This is a genomic window from Streptomyces actinomycinicus (assembly GCF_016741775.1).
GTDB classification, from domain to species: Bacteria; Actinomycetota; Actinomycetes; order Streptomycetales; family Streptomycetaceae; genus Streptomyces; species Streptomyces actinomycinicus.
The window spans coordinates 291,254-311,802 of the sequence record NZ_JAERRK010000002.1 but is presented as its reverse complement, the minus strand read 5'-3'; the positions used below and the strand labels follow the sequence as shown (position 1 = coordinate 311,802).

General features: G+C 73.4%; 13 protein-coding genes. 8 read left to right on the top strand and 5 right to left on the bottom strand.

Going from position 1 to position 20,549, the window contains the following annotated elements; all coding sequences use genetic code 11:
* Positions 1 to 59 precede the first annotated feature (59 nt).
* Positions 60 to 2,540: a DNA helicase PcrA gene (gene pcrA / locus JK359_RS05410; RefSeq protein ID WP_201832162.1), complete on the top strand. Its 2,481-nt coding sequence runs from the start codon at positions 60 to 62 to the stop codon at positions 2,538 to 2,540.
* A gap of 134 nt (positions 2,541 to 2,674) precedes the next feature.
* Here pcrA and JK359_RS05405 read toward each other — a convergent pair whose 3' ends face one another.
* Both JK359_RS05405 and JK359_RS05400 read right to left on the bottom strand, forming a co-directional pair.
* Positions 2,675 to 4,237 carry a M23 family metallopeptidase gene (locus tag JK359_RS05405; RefSeq protein ID WP_307787977.1) on the bottom strand — a complete coding sequence of 521 codons (1,563 nt, stop codon included), beginning with the start codon at positions 4,235 to 4,237 and terminating at the stop codon, positions 2,675 to 2,677.
* A 232-nt stretch (positions 4,238 to 4,469) separates the two neighbouring features.
* Complete coding sequence (locus JK359_RS05400; protein ID WP_201832152.1) at positions 4,470 to 5,321, bottom strand: esterase/lipase family protein; 852 nt, start codon at positions 5,319 to 5,321, stop codon at positions 4,470 to 4,472.
* 224 nt (positions 5,322 to 5,545) lie between these two features.
* On the opposite strand from JK359_RS05400, the gene icmB reads away from it, so the two are divergent.
* The gene (icmB, locus tag JK359_RS05395; protein ID WP_201832146.1) at positions 5,546 to 5,968 is read left to right on the top strand and encodes a coenzyme B12-dependent isobutyryl CoA mutase small subunit; all 423 of its coding nucleotides are present in this window, start codon (positions 5,546 to 5,548) and stop codon (positions 5,966 to 5,968) included.
* Positions 5,969 to 6,147: 179 nt separating this feature from the next.
* On the opposite strand, the gene JK359_RS05390 is transcribed toward icmB, so the two are convergent.
* Together JK359_RS05390 and JK359_RS05385 are read right to left on the bottom strand one after the other, a co-directional pair.
* On the bottom strand, positions 6,148 to 7,797 hold the full coding sequence (locus JK359_RS05390) for a DUF5691 domain-containing protein (RefSeq protein WP_201832144.1): 1,650 nt from the start codon (positions 7,795 to 7,797) through the stop codon (positions 6,148 to 6,150).
* Positions 7,798 to 7,852: 55 nt separating this feature from the next.
* Complete coding sequence (locus tag JK359_RS05385) at positions 7,853 to 9,208, bottom strand: SWIM zinc finger family protein (protein WP_201832142.1); 1,356 nt, start codon at positions 9,206 to 9,208, stop codon at positions 7,853 to 7,855.
* A gap of 132 nt (positions 9,209 to 9,340) precedes the next feature.
* On the opposite strand from JK359_RS05385, the gene JK359_RS05380 reads away from it, so the two are divergent.
* The 5 genes from JK359_RS05380 to sucD all read left to right on the top strand — a co-directional run bounded on the left by JK359_RS05380 (position 9,341) and on the right by sucD (position 17,090).
* Positions 9,341 to 10,471, top strand: coding sequence for an ATP-binding protein (locus JK359_RS05380; protein ID WP_201832140.1), 1,131 nt, complete (start codon positions 9,341 to 9,343; stop codon positions 10,469 to 10,471).
* Positions 10,468 to 13,050 (top strand): DUF5682 family protein, encoded by a 2,583-nt coding sequence (locus JK359_RS05375; protein ID WP_201832137.1) that lies wholly within the window; start codon positions 10,468 to 10,470, stop codon positions 13,048 to 13,050. The genes JK359_RS05380 and JK359_RS05375 overlap by 4 nt, the downstream gene beginning before the upstream one ends.
* Positions 13,047 to 14,234, top strand: a complete 1,188-nt coding sequence (locus JK359_RS05370; protein ID WP_201832135.1) for a VWA domain-containing protein — start codon at positions 13,047 to 13,049, stop codon at positions 14,232 to 14,234. Before JK359_RS05375 ends, JK359_RS05370 begins: the two co-directional genes overlap by 4 nt.
* A 762-nt stretch (positions 14,235 to 14,996) precedes the next feature.
* Positions 14,997 to 16,178: an ADP-forming succinate--CoA ligase subunit beta gene (sucC, locus tag JK359_RS05365; RefSeq protein WP_201832128.1), complete on the top strand. Its 1,182-nt coding sequence runs from the start codon at positions 14,997 to 14,999 to the stop codon at positions 16,176 to 16,178.
* A gap of 27 nt (positions 16,179 to 16,205) precedes the next feature.
* Positions 16,206 to 17,090 (top strand): succinate--CoA ligase subunit alpha, encoded by an 885-nt coding sequence (gene sucD / locus JK359_RS05360; protein ID WP_201832127.1) that lies wholly within the window; start codon positions 16,206 to 16,208, stop codon positions 17,088 to 17,090.
* 92 nt (positions 17,091 to 17,182) lie between these two features.
* On the opposite strand, the gene JK359_RS05355 is transcribed toward sucD, so the two are convergent.
* Positions 17,183 to 18,145, bottom strand: a complete 963-nt coding sequence (locus JK359_RS05355) for an RNA polymerase sigma factor (RefSeq protein WP_201832126.1) — start codon at positions 18,143 to 18,145, stop codon at positions 17,183 to 17,185.
* A gap of 114 nt (positions 18,146 to 18,259) precedes the next feature.
* Here JK359_RS05355 and JK359_RS40530 point away from each other — a divergent pair, with 114 nt between their 5' ends.
* Entirely contained in the window at positions 18,260 to 20,527 is a 2,268-nt protein-coding gene (locus tag JK359_RS40530) for a cell division protein PerM (RefSeq protein WP_443729074.1), read from the top strand.
* Positions 20,528 to 20,549 lie beyond the last annotated feature (22 nt).

The following is a 20,549-nucleotide window of genomic DNA, read 5'->3' as shown; positions in this document are numbered from 1 at the left end:
CAGCCATGTTCCGGGGACTGCGACCGGTTGTCGGTGGGGCGCCCTAGACTCGTAGAGCGATGAGCAGCCTCTTTGACGACAGCTTCCTGGCGGACCTCCAGCCCCCCCGAGGGCGCGAGGAGGAGCAGCCGCCGCCGCCCGAGGACGATCACGCTCCGGAGCCGCTTCCGGACGATCTGTTCGGCGGGAAGTTCGACCTGCCGCCGGACCGGGACGCCTACTACCGCGACGGTGCCCCGCGCCCCGTGATCGACGCGGCGGCGCTCCTGGAGGGGCTGAACGACAACCAGCGCGCCGCGGTCGTGCACGCCGGCTCCCCGCTGCTCATCGTCGCCGGTGCCGGCTCCGGCAAGACCCGCGTGCTCACCCACCGCATCGCCCACCTGCTCGCCGAGCGGAACGTGCACCCGGGCCAGATCCTCGCGATCACCTTCACCAACAAGGCCGCGGGCGAGATGAAGGAGCGCGTCGAGCACCTCGTCGGCCCGCGCGCGAACGCGATGTGGGTGATGACCTTCCACAGCGCGTGCGTGCGGATCCTGCGCCGCGAGTCGAAGAAGCTGGGCTTCACGTCGTCGTTCTCGATCTACGACGCCGCCGACAGCAAGCGCCTGATGGCCCTGGTCTGCCGCGACCTGGACCTGGACCCCAAGCGCTTCCCGCCGAAGTCCTTCAGCGCCAAGATCAGCAACCTCAAGAACGAGCTGATCGACGAGGAGGACTTCGCCGCGCAGGCCACCGACGGCTTCGAGAAGACGCTGGCGCAGGCCTACGCGCTGTACCAGTCGCGGCTGCGCGAGGCGAACGCGCTGGACTTCGACGACCTGATCATGACGACGGTCAACCTGCTGCGCGCCTTCCCGGACGTCGCCGAGCACTACCGCCGCCGCTTCCGGCACGTCCTGGTCGACGAGTACCAGGACACCAACCACGCCCAGTACGCGCTGGTGCGCGAGCTGGTGGGCACCGGGGAGCACGCCGAGGAGGTACCGCCCGGCGAGTACGACCTCCCGCCCGCCGAACTCTGCGTGGTGGGTGACGCGGACCAGTCGATCTACGCCTTCCGGGGTGCGACGATCCGCAACATCCTCCAGTTCGAGGAGGACTACCCCGACGCGACGACGATCCTGCTGGAGCAGAACTACCGCTCCACGCAGACCATCCTGTCCGCCGCCAACGCGGTCATCGAGCGCAACGAGTCGCGCCGCCCCAAGAACCTGTGGACCAACGCCGGCCAGGGCGCGCGGATCACCGGGTACGTCGCCGACACCGAGCACGACGAGGCCCAGTTCGTCGCCGACGAGATAGACCGGCTCACAGACGCGCGCGAGGCGAGGGCCGGGGATGTCGCCGTCTTCTACCGCACCAACGCCCAGTCCCGTGTCTTCGAAGAGGTCTTCATCCGCGTCGGCCTGCCCTACAAGGTCGTCGGCGGCGTCCGCTTCTACGAGCGCAAGGAGGTCAGGGACGTCCTGGCCTACCTGCGCGTCCTCGCCAACCCCGAGGACTCGGTGCCGCTGCGCCGCATCCTCAACGTGCCCAAGAGGGGCATCGGCGAGCGTGCGGAGGCGATGATCGACGCCCTCGCCCAGCGCGAGAAGATCAGCTTTCCACAGGCCCTCAAGCGCGTCGACGAGGCGTACGGCATGGCCGCGCGTTCCACCAACGCGGTCAAGCGGTTCAACACGCTCATGGAGGACCTGCGCACGATCGTCGAGTCCGGCGCCGGACCGGCGACCGTCCTGGAAGCCATACTGGAACGCACCGGCTACCTGGCCGAGCTGCAGGCCTCCACCGACCCCCAGGACGAGACCCGCATCGAGAACCTCCAGGAACTCGCGGCCGTCGCCCTGGAGTTCGAGCAGGAGCGTGGCGAGAGCGAACAGGCGACGCTCGCCGACTTCCTGGAGCAGGTCGCCCTGGTCGCCGACTCCGACCAGATCCCCGACGAGGAGGACGGCGACGGCGTCATCACGCTGATGACCCTCCACACCGCCAAGGGCCTGGAGTTCCCGGTCGTGTTCCTGACCGGCATGGAGGACGGCGTCTTCCCGCACATGCGCGCGCTCGGCCAGACCAAGGAGCTGGAGGAGGAGCGCCGCCTGGCCTACGTCGGCATCACGCGTGCGCGGGAGCGGCTGTACCTGACACGGTCGGCGATGCGCAGCGCCTGGGGCCAGCCGTCGTACAACCCGCCCTCCCGCTTCCTGGAGGAGATTCCGCCCACCCATGTGGAGTGGAAGCGGACGGGAGCGGCGGCGCCGGTGTCCGCCGGCCCGGCATCCGGGATCGCGGCCTCGCTGTCCTCGACCCGCTCGCGTTCCTCGGCGTCGGGTGCGTCCGGTTTCGCCACGCGGCGCACGGCGGAGAAGCCTGTGGTCGCGCTGGCTGTCGGCGACCGGGTCACTCATGACCAGTTCGGCCTCGGCACGGTCGTCGCGGTGAAGGGCACGGGCGGGAACGCGGAGGCGACGATCGACTTCGGGGACACCAAGCCGAAGCGGCTGCTGCTGCGGTACGCACCGGTGGAGAAGCTGTAGCCGGTGGAGTCCGGGGCGCAAAGCCCCCACTCCTGTACGGGATACGGGACGGGACCGGGCCTCGCCCCTGCACTCAGCCGGCTTCTACGCGGAGCCGGCTCCCGCGGGGGGCCGGCTGATATGCCGGATCGGTCCTACGTCGGGTCGAGACCGTGGCTGCGCAGCCACGGCAGCGGGTCTATGGCCGACCCGCCCGCCGGCCGCACCTCGAAATGCAGGTGGGGGCCGGTGGAGTTGCCGGAGTTGCCGGAGTAGGCGACCGGCTGGCCGGCCTTGATCGCCGTACCGGAGGCGACGCGGTAGCTGGACAGGTGGCAGTACCAGGTCTCCGTGCCGTCCTTCGCCGTCACGATCAGCATGTTGCCGTAGGCGCTGTTCCACTTGGTGGAGACGACGCCGTCGGTGGCGGCCATGACCGTGGTGCCGTAGGAGACCGGGAAGTCGATGCCCGTGTGCACCGACATCCAGTTGACGCCCGCCTGTCCGTAGTAGGCGCTGAGCCCGCGCTGCGCGACCGGCAGCGCGAACTTGGGACGCAGCCGCTCCTTGAGCGCGGCCTCCGCGGCGGCCTTCTTCTTCTCCAGCTCCTGCTGCGCCTTGAGGTCGATCCGTTCCTGCGTACGGCTCGCCCGGTCGGCGAAGTCGGTGGCGCCGGCGGAGAGGGTCTTGAGCTGGGTGTCCAGCTTGCTGTTGGCGATCGACGGCTTGACCACCTGGGCGTCCGGGGCGGAGGCGGTGGTGTCCTTGGAGTCGTCGGTGAGCGCGCCGACCGAGGCGGCGGCGATCCCGGCGACCCCCATCACACAGGCCGAGGGAACGGCGACGGTCAGCAGCGCCGAGCGTTTGGCGGGAGTACGGCGCCGGGAGCGGGAGGCGCTGCGCGAGCCCGCGCGGGTCGCCGGTGCCGGAGTGATCTCTTCCTGGTCGTCCAGCAAGTCGGTCACGACGGGGAGTTCGCCGGTGCTGTCCGGCTCGCCCGCGTCCGAGTGCTGGTCGTCGAAGCCGGCGTCCTCGTACGAGGCGTGCTCGAAGGCCGCGGTCGCGTGCGGGTCACCGGCCTGCTCGAACCCGGCGTGGTCGAAGCCGGCGTGCTCGAAGCCGGCCTGGGTGTCGCCGACCGCCTCGAACGTCGTGGTGGCCTGTTGACCGAACGGTTCGGCAGTCTGCTCGGGATCGGCCGTCACGCTCTGCCCGGCGGCGTTCCACTGCGTGGCGTCGTACGCGCCCGTGTCGAAGTTCTGGGCGCCCCACTCCCACTGCTGGGTGGGCTCGGCGCCGCCGTTCTGGTCGGGCTGCAGCCAGGCTCCCGCGTCCCACTGACCGCTGACGTCGTTCCCGGTGGCCTGCGCGGGGACCGTCCAGGCGGTGCTGTCGTAGACGCCGGAGTCGTAGGCGGCGTGGTGCTGGGCCGCGTACGGGTCGTAGTTCAGGGTCTGGCCCGCGCCGGTCTGCCACTGGGTGGTGTCGTACGCGCCGGTGGTCTGCTCGCTGCCCGGCATGCTGCCGAAGAGCGGATCGGTGTCGAAGGCGGTGGTGCTTCCCGAACCGCCCGCAAAATCGGTGGCGTCGTAGCTGCCGTACGTGGTGAGGTCGCCGTAAGGAGCTTCCGGTGCCCCGTACGGCGCGTAGTGCGCGGTGGAGGCGTCGGAAGCCGAGGCCGGGGTGGTCATGGTCCCCGACGGGTGACGGTCGTTCACCAACTTCTCTTTCGCCTCGACAACAGGGGCTGCCAGAGCAGTGCGGCGACTGTACCCGGCGGTACCTGGGCGCGACAATCTTCGGCCTGTTTCACGTGGACGGGAAACGGGCATTCGGCCGTGTTTCGGGGGACGACGGACGCGAGCTTGGCCTTGTGTTCGAAGAGTGTTCGATGCCGAGTGACCGAGTGTCAGCTGTGCGCGGGCTGTTCCTCGCCCGAGAGGGGCCGGCTCAGGCCACCGTCAGGCCGTCGGCTGTCCGGTCGCCGGGGTGCGGCACGTCGAGCACATCCCGGATTCCCGCCGCCACGGCGGGGTGCACGGGCAGTGCGAGGTGACCGATGCCGGTCACACGGATGTTCTGTGCCTCCAGATCGGGATGTTCCAGGCAGGCCGTCTCCAACGGATCCATCAGGGAGTCCAGATCGCTCCAGAAGCTCACGAACCGGGTACGGCAGCCCGGCGCGGGCCGGGCCAGTTCCTCGATCACCGCCGAGCCGGGCCGCATCTGCCGCACGATCGGATGCGCGTCGGCCAGCGGCGCAACCCGGGTCCCGGAGTGGGGTGTGCCGAGCGTGACGAGCGTGCGCACCCGCAGGTCGCCGCCGAGGCACTGCACGTAGTAGCGGGCTATCAGGCCGCCGAGGCTGTGTCCCACGATGTCGACCCGGTCGCTGCCGGTGCGCTCGCAGATCTCCTCGATGTGCCGGCCCAGCAGTTCCGCTGCGGTGCGTATGTCACAGGTCAGCGGAGAGTAGTTGAGTGACTCCACCCGCTGGCGGCCGTCCTGGGCGAGAGCGCGGCGCAGCAGGACGAACACCGAGCGGTTGTCGATGAAGCCGTGCAGCAGGACGACCGGCATACCCGGGCGCACCGGCAGCCGGGCGGCGCCGCCCGCCGTCGGCAGGGCCGGGCAGCGGCGTTCCTGGAAGAGGCCGGTCGGATACAGCAGGAGGTGACCGGCGAGGATGGCCGCCTCCAGGGCGGTCGCCTTGAGCAGCACGACCGACAGTCCGGCCAGTCTGCCGGGCCACAGACGGCGGCAGATCGGGAGAAAGAGTGGCAGTACCCCGGTGACCTTCATGGCCGACCTCCTGTCGGCACGCCGGAGGACGGCTCGATCCCCCGTGTGCCCTCATGTCCCACCATGTGATTTCCCCCTCGCCGCGCACCGTAAAACTGCCGGTTGCGGGATGCTGGAGATAACGTTCGTTCACTTCGCGACGGGTGGCGGAACGCGCCAAAAGTGCGGTACTTGTCGATACGGACGGAAGCGATCGCTTCCGTGGTCGCTTGATGGAGGCAGTGATGGGTGTGGCAGCCGGTCCGATCCGCGTGGTGGTCGCCAAGCCGGGGCTCGACGGCCACGATCGCGGGGCCAAGGTGATCGCGCGGGCCCTGCGCGACGCCGGCATGGAGGTCATCTACACCGGCCTCCACCAGACGCCGGAACAGATCGTCGACACCGCCATCCAGGAGGACGCCGACGCGATCGGCCTGTCCATCCTCTCGGGCGCCCACAACACGCTGTTCGCGGCGGTCATCGCGCTGCTCAAGGAGCGGGACGCCGAGGACATCCTCGTCTTCGGCGGCGGCATCATCCCAGAAGAGGACATCCCCCCGCTGAAGGAGAAGGGCGTGGCCGCGATCTTCACGCCGGGCGCGACGACCACGTCGATCGTGGACTGGGTCCGCGAGAACGTGCGCCAGCCGGCCGCGTCCGGGGGCTGAGGGACGCTTCCCGGCGATCGGTCGGGCGCCCCCGTCAGCCGGGCGGGCGCCCGGCGTCGGGCGAGCGGGTGCCCTGCGTCCCGCGAGCAGGCGCCTTGCGTTGGGCGAGCGGGTGCCCCGCGTCGGGCGAGCGGGTGCCTTCGGTGGTCGCGCGGCAGGCCGTGGCAGTGGCACCCTCCTCAGGCGCCGGACGGGCTGCCCGGGTCCGGCGGTGTCAGCTCCCGGGTCATCGCCGCCCGCAGGCGCAGCGTGGTGACCAGGCGCTGGAACGCCTCCGCCCAGTAGCCGCCGGCTCCCGGTGCGGCGTCCTCCCGTTCGTCGGGTATCGCCAGCAGCGCCTCCAGTCGTACGACCTCCGCCGGGTCCAGGCAGCGCTCCGCCAGCCCCATCACGCCGCTGAAGCTCCACGGGTAACTGCCCGCGTCCCGTGCGATGTTCAGGGCGTCCACGACCGCCCGGCCGAGCGGGGGAGCCCACGGGACCGCGCACACTCCGAGCAGTTGGAAGGCCTCCGACAGGCCGTGCGCCGCGATGAAGCCGGCCACCCACGCCGCCCGCTCCGCCGGTTCCAGCGCGGCCAGCAGCTTCGCCCGTTCCGCCAGGGACACCGCGCCCGGGCCGCCGGCCTCCGGCGCCGACGGCGAACCGAGCAGCGCCCGCGACCACTTGGCGTCCCGCTGCCGCACCGCCGCCCGGCACCATGCCGCGTGCAGCTCGCCCTGCCAGCCGTCCGCCACCGGCAGCGCGACGATCTCCTGGGCCGTCCGCCCGCCGAACCGCTCCGTCCAGGTGCCGAGCGGAGCGGCCTCCACCAGCTGCCCCAGCCACCACGAGCGTTCCCCTCTGCCCGCGGGCGGTGCGGCCACCACGCCGTCCCGCTCCATGCCGGAGTCGCACTCGTGCGGCGCCTCCACCGCGATCGCCGGCGCGTTCCCCGTACGCTCCGGGGCCACACATGCCGCGGCCCGCACCGCCATGCGCCCGGCGAGCGCCGAATCCGGCAGCGCGGACAGCAGCTCGGCGGCCGTCGCCCGGACATTACGGCTGCGGTCGCCCAACGCCCGCTCCAGGAACGGCTCGTCCGCCTCCGACAGCCCCGTGCGCAGCGAGTCGAGGAACATCAGCCGGTCCTCGGCCCGCTCCGTGGCCCACGTCGATGCCAACAGTTCGCGCGCCGAGGCGGGCGTACGGGCGCGGAGCGTGCCCAGCAGCGCCGACCGCTCGGCGAACAGCCCCTCCTGCCACAGCCGGTGCACCGCCTCGGCGTCCTCGGGGCCGGGCAGCGCCGCGCCGCCGCCGGGGGCCGCGCGCAGGGCGAAGCGCCAGTCCGGGTTCAGCCGGGCCAGCCACAATGCGCGCGGGCCGGCGAAGGCCAGCGCCGCCGGGCGCAGGTCCGTACGGCCCCGGGCCGCGTCCAGCAGCGCGGGCAGGGCTTGCGGTGGTGCCGCGTAGCCCTGTGCGTTGGCCGCTGCCAGCCACTGGGGGAGCAGCTCCATCAGGTCCGGGGTGCTGCCCCGCCGGCCGCCGGACGCTCCGGCGGACCGGTCGGCCAGCAGGGTGGCGAGTCTGCGGGCCGCCGCAGCGGGCAGCGCCGGGCGCGGATCCGAGGGTGCCCGGTCCGGCCGCGGGCCCGCCGCGGCGGGCCGCAGTCCGGCCCGCCGCCGCACGGTCGCCACGGCCGCCGCGTCGAGCAGCGCGAGCGGTGCCGGACGGCCGGGCGTGCCGTGCGCCGGTGCCCGCCGGTCGGTGCCGAGGAGCGCGGTGGTGACCAGGTCCTCCCAGGAACTGGCCGGGGCGGTGGTGTCCCCGCCGGCCGGCGTCCCGTTCATCACGTTCCCTTCCCTTCGTCTGCCGGGGTGTCCCCGTGTGGTCCGGTACGGCCGGTCAGCACAGCGGCACCGCCTCGCCCGGGCCCTCCGGCCAGGCGGTGAGCGGGGTGAAGCCGCGGTGGCCGCACTCGCCGAAGACCGTGACGGGGGCGCCGCCGGACAGGGCGACCAGCCGCCACAGCCCGGGCCGGGAGCGCGCGGTCCGGGTCAGCGGCAGGGCCGTGTCCGTGCCGGCGTCGGCGAGCTGCCAGCGGTCGGCGTCCGGGACCGGTATCACCCGGTCCAGGGTCACCGGAACCGACTCAAGCCAGGGGTCCTCGCGCAGCGCCTCCCCGTACCGGGCCGCCGCTCCTGCCGTGTCCACCCCCCGCGGGCGGAACGCGGCCGGGGCGGGCGGGGCGAACCGCTCACCGAGGGCGGCCCTGGGCTGGCCCGCGCCCGGAAAGGCGGACAGCTCGGCCTCCAGGGCGAGCCCGACCGGCAGCGACAGCTCCGGTGCCCGGCCCGCGGCACCGTAGGACAGCAGGAGCCGGGTGTCACCCGACTCGGCGCCGTGCAGCCAGATCCGGCGCGTCGTCAGTTTCGCGTCCGCGGTGTCGTACTGGGCGAGGACCAGCCAGCGGTCGCGCACCGGCGGCCCGTCCGGCGTGGCGGGCAGGCCCAGCCGGGAACGGACGGTGACCGCGAGGGCGTCCGGCAGCCGGTCGCGGCGCAGCCAGCCCTGGTCGAGCAGATGCAGCAGCGCGCACTCCTCCAGCAGCCGCGCCGGCCAGCCGGCACCCGATGCCGGTATCGCCCCCAACTCCCTTGTCCGCGCGGCCAGACCGGGTGCCTGCGCGTCGACCATGCGGGCGGCCATCTCGTCCCACAGCCCGTACCCCGCCTGCTCGACCGCGGCCAGACCGCCGCGCAGCAGGTCCGCAAGACGCTGCTCCAGCTCCGTCGCGCCCGCCGTGACCCGCTCCGCCCTGCGCTCGGCCCGCCGCCGGGCCGCCGCCGGATCGGCGGGACCGGCCGCCGAACCCGCCTCGGTCTGCGTCCTCCTGGTCTCGGCCCGGCCGCGCCGGGACGCCAGCCACTGTCCCGCCCAGTCCGGCGGCTGTGCGGACGCCGGCACCGCGCCCTCGTCGCCCGCCCACAGCAGAAGCAACCCGAGCCCGTGCTTGCAGGGGAACTTACGGCTCGGGCAGCTGCACCTGCAGACCGGCCCGGCCGCGTCGGTCAGGTCCACCACCGTCCGGTACGGCTCGCTGCCGCTGCCCTTGCACAGACCCCACACCGCCCCCTCCGCACACCCCGCCCCGGACCACGGCCCGGCCGTGCCGAGCCTGCTCCCCGCCCTACGTGACGCGGCGTCAGGCGCCAGTGCCAGCACCTGTTCCGCGGTCCGGCGCACCCCCTGCTCAGTCATGCCACCGACGGTAGGTCCTGCCACTGACAATCGGCCCGACGAACGCGTTTACGCAGGCCAGAGCGATTGTCAGTGGCGTGGTGCACGGTTGGTGACAGATCCGAACCGGCCGAGCTGGAGGGGGCCTCAGCCATGTCCGTGACCGTGGAACCGACGACCGCCGCACCCGACCGCGACGAGACCGCGCAGGTGCTGCGACCGCACGCCGAGCACGCCTTCGCGGCCGAACTCGCCGCGCTCGCCGCGCAGGACGACCGCCCGCGCCCCGCCCGCTGGAAGCTGTCGCCGTGGGCGGTGGCGACGTACCTGCTCGGCGGCACCCTGCCGGACGGCACGGTGATCACACCCAAGTACGTGGGGCCGCGCCGCATCGTCGAGGTCGCCGTCACCACACTCGCCACCGACCGCGCACTGCTCCTGCTCGGCGTGCCCGGCACCGCCAAGACCTGGGTGTCGGAGCACCTTGCCGCCGCCGTCAGCGGCGACTCGACACTGCTGGTGCAGGGCACGGCCGGCACCCCGGAAGAGGCGATCCGGTACGGCTGGAACTACGCACAGCTCCTCGCGCACGGCCCGAGCCGCGACGCCCTCGTGCCCAGCCCCGTCATGCGCGCCATGGCCGACGGCATGACGGCCCGCGTGGAGGAACTGACCCGCATCCCCGCCGACGTGCAGGACACGCTGATCACCATCCTGTCCGAGAAGACCCTTCCCGTTCCCGAGCTGGGCGAGGAGGTGCAGGCGGTCCGCGGCTTCAACCTCATCGCCACCGCCAACGACCGCGACCGCGGGGTCAACGACCTCTCCAGCGCCCTGCGCCGCCGCTTCAACACCGTGGTGCTGCCGCTGCCGGAGAGCGCCGACGCGGAGGTCGACATCGTGGCCCGCCGGGTCGAGCAGCTCGGCCGCTCCCTCGACCTGCCGGCCGCACCGGACGGCATCGAGGAGATCCGCCGCGTCGTCACCGTCTTCCGCGAGCTGCGCGACGGCGTCACCGCCGACGGCCGCACGAAGGTGAAGTCGCCGAGCGGCACGCTGTCCACCGCGGAGGCGATCTCCGTCGTCACCAATGGCCTCGCGCTCGCCGCCCACTTCGGCGACGGCGTGCTGCGTCCCGGCGACGTCGCCGCCGGAATCCTCGGTGCCGTCGTCCGCGACCCGGCCGCCGACCGGGTCGTATGGCGGGAGTACCTGGAGACGGTCGTCCGCGAGCGCGAGGGCTGGACGGACTTCTACCGCGCCTGCCGCGAGGTGAGCGCATGACCGGCACCGGCCGGCGCGAGACGTACGGCTCCGGGCCGCTGCTGCTCGGCGTACGGCACCACGGGCCCGGTTCCGCGCGCGCGGTGCGGGCCGCGCTGGCCGCCGCCCGGCCCCGCGCCGTCCTGATCGAGGGCCCGCCCGAGGCCGACGCGCTGATCCCACTCGTCGCCGACCCCGGCCTGCGGCCGCCGGTCGCCCTGCTCGCCCACGCCGTCGACGAGCCCGGACGCTCGGCCTTCTGGCCGTTCGCCGAGTTCAGCCCCGAATGGGTGGCCGTCCGGTGGGCCGTGGAACACGAGGTCCCGGCCCGCTTCGTCGACCTGCCGGCGACGCACACGCTGGCCCGGGAGGAAGAGGCCCGGGCGCTGCCCGCAGACCGGGGCGATGGCGAGCCGGTCGTCGCCGCTGAAGACGACCAAGTCCGTGTCGACCCCCTCGCCGTGCTCGCGGAAGCCGCCGGATACGACGACCCCGAGCGCTGGTGGGAGGACGTCGTCGAGCACCGGGGGCCGGGCGAGCAGGACCCCCTCGTGCCGTTCGCCGCCGTGGCGGAGGCCATGGGCGCGCTGCGCGAGCGGTACGGCGCCGGAGGGCGGCCCCGGGACCTCGTCCGCGAGGCGCACATGCGGCTGCGGCTGCGCGAGGCGCGCAAGGAGTTCGGGGACGCCGTGGCCGTGGTGTGCGGGGCCTGGCACGTGCCCGCGTTGCGCGAGAAGAGCACCGTCACCGCCGACCGGGCGCTGCTCAGGGGCCTGCCCAAGGTCAAGACGGACCTGACCTGGGTGCCCTGGACGCACCGCAGGCTGGCCCGGGCCGGCGGTTACGGCGCCGGCATCGACTCGCCCGGCTGGTACGGCCATCTGTTCCACGCGCCCGACCGGCCGGTCGAGCGGTGGCTGACCAAGGTGGCGGGGCTGCTGCGCGCGGAGGACCGGATCGTGTCCTCCGCGCACGTCATCGAGGCCGTACGCCTCGCGGAGACCCTGGCGGTGATGCGGGGCCGCCCGCTGCCCGGCCTGGGCGAGACCACCGACGCGGTCCGCGCCGTCATGTGCGACGGCTCGGACGTGCCGCTGGCCCTGGTCCACGACCGGCTGGTCGTCGGGGACGTCCTGGGCGAGGTCCCCGAATCCGCTCCCGCGGTGCCGCTGCAGCGCGACCTGGCCCGGCAGCAGCGTGCGCTCCGGCTCAAACCGGAGGCGTCGGAGCGCGAGCTGGAGCTGGACCTGCGCGGGGACACCGACGCCGGCCGCAGCAGGCTGCTGCACCGGCTGCGGCTGCTCGGCGTCGACTGGGGCGAGCCGGCCCGGTCCCGGGGGAGTACGGGCACGTTCCGGGAGACCTGGCGGCTGCGCTGGGAGCCCGAGCTGTCCGTGCGGGTCGCCGAGGCGGGCGTATGGGGGACGACCGTGTCGGCCGCCGCACAGGCCAAGGCCGAGGCCGAGGCGGAGACCGCGCGTGGCCTTGCCGACGTCACCGCGCTCGCCGAGCAGTGTCTGCTGGCCGGTATGTCGGACGCGCTGCCCGTGGTCATGCGGGTGCTTGCCGACCGGGCGGCCCTCGACACCGACGTCGCCCATCTCGCCCAGGCCCTGCCCGCGCTGGTCCGCTCGCTGCGCTACGGCGACGTGCGCGGCACCGACACCGGCGCGCTGGCGGAGGTCGCCGCGGGGCTCGCCGAGCGCATCTTCATCGGCCTGCCACCGGCGTGCGCCGCGCTCGACGCGGACGCGGCGGAGGAGATGCGCGGGCACGTGGACGCCGTGCACACGGCGGTGGGACTGCTGGCGGAAACCCTGGACGCCGTGGCTTCCGCGAACGACGCCGGGTGCGGGAGCGGCGCGGGTGCCGCGAGGCAGGGGGGAGGCGCGGACGGCGCGGGGCATGGGGGAAGCGCGGACGACGCCGGGTGCGGGAGCGGCGCGGGCGGTGCGGGGTACGGGGGAGGGGCGCATGGCGCGGGCGGCGCGGGCGCCGTGGGGAACGCGAGCGGCGCGGACGGTGAGGGCGGCGACGGGGGCCGAGCCGGTCTGCGCGGGCGCTGGCGGGGTGTGCTGCGGACGTTGTCGCTGCGGGACACCGCGCCCGGTGTGATCCGGGGGCGGGCCGTGCGGCTGTTGCTGGACGACGGCGCCCTGCCGGCCGGGGAGGCGGCCCGGTTGATGGGGCTCGTGTTGTCACCGGGCACGCCCCCTGCCGTTGCCGCCGCCTGGATCGAGGGGTTCGCCGGTGGTGGGGGCGGACTGCTGCTGGTGCACGACGAGCGGCTGCTCGGCCTGCTGGACACCTGGCTGACCGGGGTGCCGGCGGATGCCTTCACGGACGTACTGCCGCTGCTGCGCCGCACCTTCGCGGCGTACGAGCCGGGTGTGCGCAGAACGCTCGGCGAACTGGTCCGGCGCGGCCCGGGAGACCGGCCCGGCGGGACCGCCGCCCGGGGAGCCGTGATCCCCGGCTTCGCGGCCGAACCGGACACGGGGCGCGCAGACGCCGTGCTTCCGGTGCTGCGGCTGCTGCTCGGCCTGGACCCGGGCCGCGACACGACGCACGACGACAGCCTTGCGGGGGTGGGGGCATGACGAACCGGACGGACGGACCGGCGGCGGGCGAGGCGTCCGACCCGGCGCGGGAGCGGCTGCGGCGCTGGCGGCTGGTGCTCGGCGGGGACCAGGCCGACGGCACCGGACACGCGCTGTCCGGCCGGGACGCGGCGATGGACGGCACGCTGGCCGCGCTCTACGGCAGGAGCGACAGACCGCAGACCGGACGGGACCGTTCGGCCGGGCTCGGCGCCTCGGCGCCGTCCGTGGCCCGCTGGCTCGGGGACATCCGCACCTACTTCCCGTCCTCCGTCGTCCAGGTCATGCAGCGCGACGCCATCGACCGGCTCGGCCTCGCCTCGCTGCTGCTGGAGCCGGAGATGCTGGAGGCGGTGGAGGCCGACGTCCACCTGGTCGGCACGCTGCTCTCGCTCAACGCGGCGATGCCGGAGACGACCAGGGAGACGGCCCGTGCGGTCGTGCGCAAGGTGGTCGAGGACCTGGAGAAGCGGCTGGCGACCCACACCCGGGCCGCACTCACCGGCGCTCTGGACCGCAGCGCGCGCGTCCACCGCCCACGTCACCGCGACATCGACTGGAACCGCACCGTCGCGGCCAATCTCAAGCACTACCTGCCCGAGCACCGCACGGTCGTACCGGAACGGCTCGTGGGCCACGGGCGGGCCGCGCGGTCGGTGAAGAAGGAGGTCGTGCTCTGCATCGACCAGTCCGGGTCGATGGCGGCGTCCGTGGTCTACGCGTCGGTGTTCGGGGCGGTCCTCGCCTCCATGCGGTCGATCAGCACCCGTCTGGTCGTCTTCGACACGGCCGTCGTGGACCTCACCGACCAGCTGGACGACCCGGTCGACGTGCTCTTCGGCACCCAGCTCGGCGGCGGTACGGACATCAACCGGGCGCTCGCCCACTGCCAGTCCCGGATCACCCGGCCGGCCGAGACCGTGGTGGTCCTGATCAGTGATCTCTACGAGGGCGGCATTCGCGAGGAGATGCTCAAGCGGGTCGCCGCGATGAAGGCGTCCGGCGTGCAGTTCGTGGCGCTGCTCGCCCTGTCGGACGAAGGAGCGCCCGCGTACGACCGCGAGCACGCGGCGGCGCTCGCCGCGCTCGGCGCGCCCGCCTTCGCCTGCACGCCCGACCTGTTTCCCGAGGTGATGGCCGCCGCCCTGGAGAAGCGGCCGCTGCCGATACCGGACACGGCGTGACGCCGGGCCGGAAAGGGACAGGAAGAGGACATGCCTACCAATCGGTAACAGGGGACTTGCGCAGCTCACGGCGGGCGGCGAGGATCAGCGCCCTGCTGAGCCCAGGACCCTGCGCCCAGGACCTGCGCCCCAGGACCCTGCGCCCGGGACCCGGCGTCCGGTGCCGGCGCCCCGCGGCGCCCGAGGCCCGGCGTCCCGTGGCTGCGCCAGGCGCCAGGCGCCAGGCGCCAGGGGCCCGGAGCCCGGGGTGTCGGCCGCGTCCATGGCGTACCCGGCGTGTCGCGGGGCATCCGCCCGGGGGGGGTGGGTGTCCTGGACAGCTCCCGACAGCTCCGCGGGGTGACGCACCCGGGCGGCCGAATGCCGTCGGCCCGTCCGGGCGGGGCCTCACGGAGGGGGCGGGTGGTCCCCATTGGGGTGGGGATCAAGCGCTCCGGCCCCGGTCGACCGGGGCCGCCCGGGGCCTCACCGGGTCAACCCCAGCCCGGTGAGGCCTCGCAGGCCGCCCGTGCCGCATCCCCGTCCGCATCCCACTGGCGGCACGGCGTGCCATGGAATCCGGCATCATGTGACAGGTATCACCGCTCGGGTGTGACCCTCGATTTAGGGACCCCACGCAAGCGGCGATAACCTGCGAGACGGACATGCCGCGCGCTCGGACACCGTGTGCGCCCCCCTAGTGACAAGCGGACGTCACGTTGCCCTTCGCGGCACGCCCACGCATCCAACGAACCGCGAGATCACTGATAGGGACGGAAGCGCGTGGACCTGTTCGAGTACCAGGCGAGGGACCTCTTCGCCAAGCACGATGTACCGGTGCTGGCCGGTGAAGTCATCGACACGCCTGAGGCGGCGCGCGAGATCACCGAGCGGCTGGGCGGCAAGTCCGTCGTCAAGGCTCAGGTGAAGGTCGGTGGTCGCGGCAAGGCCGGCGGCGTCAAGCTGGCCGCCTCCGCGGACGAGGCCGTCGCCCGCGCGACGGACATCCTCGGCATGGACATCAAGGGCCACACGGTCCACAAGGTCATGATCGCCGAGACCGCTCCGGAGATCCTCGAGGAGTACTACGTCTCCTTCCTCCTCGACCGGGCCAACCGCACCTTCCTCTCCATCGCCTCCGTCGAGGGCGGCATGGAGATCGAGGAGGTGGCGGCCACCCGTCCGGAGGCCGTCGCCAAGACGCCGATCGACCCGATCGACGGTGTGGACGAGGCCAAGGCCCGCGAGATCGTCGAGGCCGCCAAGTTCCCGGCCGAGGTCGCCGACAAGGTCGTGAACGTCCTCGTCAAGCTGTGGGACACCTTCATCAAGTCGGACGCCCTCCTCGTCGAGGTCAACCCGCTCGCGAAGGTCGCCTCCGGCGAGGTCATCGCCCTCGACGGCAAGGTGTCGCTCGACGACAACGCCGAGTTCCGCCACCCCGAGTACGAGGAGCTCCACGACAAGGCCGCGGCCAACCCGCTCGAGGCCGCCGCCAAGGAGAAGAACCTCAACTACGTCAAGCTCGACGGTGAGGTCGGCATCATCGGCAACGGCGCGGGTCTCGTCATGAGCACCCTGGACGTCGTCGCGTACGCCGGTGAGAACCACGGCAACGTCAAGCCCGCCAACTTCCTGGACATCGGCGGTGGCGCCTCCGCCCAGGTCATGGCGAACGGCCTGGAGATCATCCTGGGCGACCCGGACGTCAAGTCCGTGTTCGTGAACGTCTTCGGTGGCATCACCGCCTGTGACGAGGTCGCCAACGGCATCGTGCAGGCCCTGAAGCTCCTCGAGGACCGTGGCGAGAACGTCACCAAGCCGCTCGTCGTCCGCCTCGACGGCAACAACGCCGAGCTGGGCCGGCAGATCCTCACCGACGCCAACCACCCGCTGGTGCAGCGCGTCGACACCATGGACGGCGCGGCCGACAAGGCCGCCGAGCTGGCCCACGCCGCCAAGTAAGCACTCAGGACGAGGACACCAAACACCATGGCTATCTGGCTCAACAAGGACAGCAAGGTCATCGTCCAGGGCATGACCGGTGCCACCGGCATGAAGCACACCAAGCTCATGCTCGGTGACGGCACCAACGTCGTGGGCGGCGTGAACCCGCGCAAGGCGGGTCAGACCGTGGACTTCGACGGCACCGAGGTACCCGTCTTCGGCACCGTCAAGGAGGCCATCGAGGCCACCGGCGCCAACGTCTCCGTCATCTTCGTGCCGGAGAAGTTCACCAAGGACGCGGTCGTCGAGGCCATCGACGCCGAGATCCCGCTGGCCGTCGTGATCACCGAGGGCATCGCCGTGCACGACACGGCCGCCTTCTGGTCGTACGCCGGCAAGAAGGGCAACAAGACCCGCATCATCGGCCCGAACTGCCCCGGCATCATCACCCCGGGCCAGTCGAACGTCGGCATCATCCCGGGCGACATCACGAAGCCGGGCCGCATCGGCCTGGTCTCGAAGTCCGGCACGCTGACGTACCAGATGATGTACGAGCTGCGGGACATCGGCTTCTCGACGGCCGTCGGCATCGGTGGTGACCCGATCATCGGCACCACGCACATCGACGCGCTGGCCGCGTTCCAGGACGACCCCGACACCGACCTGATCGTGATGATCGGTGAGATCGGCGGCGACGCCGAGGAGCGTGCCGCGGCGTTCATCAAGGAGAACGTGACCAAGCCGGTCGTCGGCTACGTCGCGGGCTTCACCGCGCCCGAGGGCAAGACCATGGGCCACGCCGGCGCCATCGTCTCCGGTTCGTCCGGCACCGCCCAGGCGAAGAAGGAGGCCCTCGAGGCCGCGGGCGTCAAGGTCGGCAAGACCCCGACCGAGACGGCGAAGCTGGCGCGCGAGATCCTGAGCGCCTGAGTTTCCTGACCGTACGTCGGTAGGCCCGTCCCGTCGCCCGGGGCGGGCCTACCGGCGTCTGTGCTCGCCATTTCCGGTGGATGCCGCCGTGCTCACCTCGTTTCCGGTGACAGTCGCTCCGGGCCGCTCGTCTCGGCGCGCCGGAGCTTGGCCCGCAGGGCCTGTTCCTCCTGGGACAGGGGGCCCATGGCCGCCGGCGGGGGGACTCCTTGCACCGCCTGGGCCGGGGCCACGGGCGCCTCGTAGCGCGTCGGCGCCGTCTGCAGCGTGAGCGCCGTCGCGCCGATGATCGTCACGGTGAAGGCGATGGCCGCCCGGGTCCAGAACACGTTCCGGCGTTCGCCGCCGGTGCGGACCACCGTCGGCTTGCCCGCGCCCAGGCGTTCCGTCGAGGCCAGTTCGAGCAGCCGCTGGTGGAGCCGGGCGGGATCGGCCAGTTCGGGCAACTGGGCGACCAGCGCCTCGCGGGCGTGGGTCAGCCTGCTGGCCGCGGCCGGGGTGCTCGCCTCCGTCTCCGCCGCCGTCTCCGGCAGGTCGAGGCCGACACCGTCGTAGAGGACGAGCGTGCGCCGGTACGTCGGCGGCAGCCGGAGCAGGGCGTGCAGCAGCTCGCGGTCGGCGGGGTCGGCCGGCGGGGGCTCCGGGTTCCGGTAACGGGGACGGAAGCGGTGCCACGGGGAGAGCGCACAGTCGTACGCCACCGCACGCACCCAGCCGGCCGGGTCCCGGTCCCGGGCCACCTCGGGCCAGCGCTGCCAGGCCAGCTGGAAGGCGCGTTCCACGGCCTCGCGGGCCAGTTCCCGGCGGCCGGTGAGCAGATAGGTCTGGCGGACGAGGGCGGGGGAGCAGAAGGCGTACAGCGCGTCGAAGGTCTGAGCGGGCGTCAGGGGCTGGGGCTCGGGCGTGCGGGGTGATGCGGTGTTCTTCTGCGGGGTCACTTTTCCGGAAGCCTCCGGTGCCGTGGCGAGCTGAGCCGGCGTCAGCGGCCGGAAGCGGCGCAGGCGTCGGCGTTCGTTCGGCGGTGGCAGTGGGCTGGCGGGGCTCTGCGTCGTCACCGTGCACCCTTTCGTGCGATAAAGAACATAAACATATATTGAGCGACACTTCGGGGGTTCGCCTGTTACGACGGGAAAGCGCGTGTCGTTGGGAGCATGGCGTGCGTGATCCAGATGTCCGCTCGCCGCTCGTCGTTGTCGCCCCTGCTCTCCCGGATGCGCGACCGCTCGCCCGGTCTGGCCGCCAGCCTGCTCGGGGGCGCCGTCGCGGCCGGACTCGGGCTCGGTGTCTTCGCCGTGCTCGTGATGGCGCTGTGGGTCAGCTCGCCCTACCCCGACAGCGGACCGGGCGGCGCACTGCACGTCGCCGCCGCGCTGTGGCTGTTGGCGCACGGTGTGGAACTGGTCCGCACGGACACGCTCTCCGGTGCGCCCCTGCCCGTCGGTGTCACCCCGTTGTTGCTGCTCGCGCTGCCGGTGTGGCGGCTGTTCCAGGCGGCGCGGGACGCCACCGACGCGTCCGCGGAGCCGGACGGCCCGCCACCGGTCCCGGCACACACCGCATGGACCGGGGTGGTCCTCGGCTATCTGGGCGTCGGCGCCGCCGCGACGCTGTACTGCTCCGGTGGGGAACTGCGCCCCGAGTGGACCTGGGTGACGGTGTGTCTGCCGCTGGTCGCGGCGAGCGCCGCGGGTGCCGGGGTCTGGTCGGCGTACGGCTGCCCGCGCGGCCCGGTGCTGAGCGTGCTCGTGGTGCTGCCGGGGCCGGTGCGGCGGCTGGCGTTCGGCACGGACGCGCGGGCCCGGCTGGGGGCGGCCGCACGCGCCGCCGGTGCCGCGACGGCGGTGTCCTTCGGAGGCGGGGCACTGCTGGTCGGAGTCTCGCTCGTCTGGCACGGCGACGCGGCGCGGGCGTCCTTCCTGCAGCTGACGGAGGGCTGGACGGGGCGGTTCGCGGTACTGCTCCTCGGGGTCGCCCTGATCCCCAACGCGGCGGTGTGGGCCGTGTCCTACGCCCTCGGCCCCGGGTTCCTGCTCGGCACCGGCCACCTGGTCCACCCCTTCCTCTCCGACCCCGCCCCGCTGTTGCCCCCGTTCCCGCTGCTGGCAGCGGTGCCGGACCCGGGCGCCGGGACGCCGCAGAACTGGGCGGCGGGTGCGGTCCCGGCGGTGGCCGGGATGACGGCGGGCTGGTTCGTGGCGCGGTCGGCCGTGCGACGGCCGGCGGCCGGGGAACCGGCCCCGGCCGGCTGGTCGGCCGCCCGGACCGCCGGAGTGGTCGTGCTGACGGCACTGGTGTGCGCGGCCGTCCTCGCCCTGCTCGCCGAACTGTCGGGCGGCCCCCTGGGCTTGGCCGCGCTGGCCCGCTTCGGCCCGGTGTGGTGGCAGACCGGAGCGGCGGCCGGGGCCTGGACCCTGCTGTTCGCGACACCGGTCGCGCTCACGGCGCGGGCCTGGCGACTCCGCAGCCGTCGCCGGCGCGGCGGCGGGATCCCGGCGCAGGGCGGGGAAACGGGGGCCGTGGCGGTGACGGGCGGTACGGGCGGTACGGGCGCCGGGCGGGCGGCGGGTGCGGTGAACGGCAGTCCGGTTGCCGGGCGGGCGGTGGGCGCGGCCACCGGTGGTTCGGACACCGGTGGTTCGGCTGCCGGGGCGGCGGGTGCGGCCACCGGTGGTTCGGCTGCCGGGGCGGGGGGTGTGGAGCCGGTTGGCAGGGACGCTGGGCGGGACGGGGATGTGGAGCCGGGCGGCACGGATGCCGGGCACCTGTCGGGTGCGGGGACGGTGGCCGATGCGCTCACCGGTGCGATGAGCGATGCGCTGACCGGCGGGGTGAGGGGTTGGGGTGCGGGGACGGCGGGGGAGTCGGTGGGGGAGACGGTGAAGGCAGAGGAAGCGGTCCCGGCACCGGAAGCGACCGTGGCCGATCCGGCGGTGCGGACCGACGGGGCGCAGAGGGGGAAGGGAGCACAGCGGGCCGAGGGCCCGCGGCGGGCGAAGGGCACGCGCGGGGCGAAGCCGTCCGAGCGGGGGCGGGGCATCCCCCGTACGACCGAAGCGGGCGAGGAGGACCTGTACGACTTCCTCCCCGCCGAGGACCCGTTCCCGACCCCCTTCACCGAGCCGTACCCCACGGACTGGCACAACGACGTCGCCCGCGCCTCCCGCTGGGCCGCCCTGAAGGAGGCCGCCGCGGCCCGGAACACCGCCGACGCGGAGGCCGGCGGTCCCGGCGACACCGACCCAGCCGACCCCGGCCCTGCCCACGCAGCCGACCCCGGCCCCGCCCACGCAGCCGGCCCCGGCCCCGCCGACGTCGACCCCATCCCCTGGCCGCCCCTCCCACCTGGCCCTTCGGACCACCCGGAGCGGCAGCAGGGCCCACGGCCCGAGACCCCACGAGGTCTCCGCCCCCGCCCCCGGCCGGACGCTCCCGAGTGAGACATCGCTTCGGCGCGCAGGC